General features: G+C 49.9%; 4 tRNA genes. All 4 read left to right on the forward strand.

Annotated elements, in window-relative coordinates:
• Positions 1-47: 47 nt before the first annotated feature.
• The 4 genes from IC174_RS20775 (at position 48) to IC174_RS20790 (ending at position 395) form a co-directional block, all read left to right on the forward strand.
• A tRNA-Met gene (locus IC174_RS20775) sits at positions 48-121 on the forward strand.
• Between the two features lie 15 nt (positions 122-136).
• A tRNA-Ile gene (locus tag IC174_RS20780) sits at positions 137-213 on the forward strand.
• Between the two features lie 21 nt (positions 214-234).
• Positions 235-311, forward strand: a tRNA-His gene (locus IC174_RS20785).
• An 8-nt stretch (positions 312-319) separates the two neighbouring features.
• Positions 320-395: transfer RNA gene (locus IC174_RS20790), tRNA-Lys, on the forward strand.
• Positions 396-401: the final 6 nt, after the last annotated feature.

Below are 401 nucleotides of genomic sequence, written 5' to 3' on the forward strand. Positions count from 1 at the left end.
AATCCCCGTGTCGGTGGTTCGATTCCGCCTCTGGGCACCAAGAATATGGCGGTATAGCTTAGTTGGCTAGAGCGTTCGGTTCATACCCGAAAGGTCATAGGTTCGACTCCTATTACCGCTACTAAAAATTTAATGTGGGCCATTAGCTCAGTTGGTTAGAGCGCCCGGCTCATAACCGGTAGGTCTGGGGTTCGAGTCCCTGATGGCCCACCACATTAAATTTGAAGATATATGGTGGGTATAGCTCAGTTGGTTAGAGCGCCAGATTGTGGCTCTGGAGGTCGTGAGTTCGACTCTCATTATCCACCCCAACTAATATGGTCTATTAGCTCAGTCGGTAGAGCACCTGACTTTTAATCAGGGTGTCCCGCGTTCGAGTCGCGGATAGATCACCAAAAAGG

Source organism: Clostridioides sp. ES-S-0001-03 (genome assembly GCF_020676075.1).
Lineage (GTDB): Bacteria > Bacillota > Clostridia > Peptostreptococcales > Peptostreptococcaceae > Clostridioides.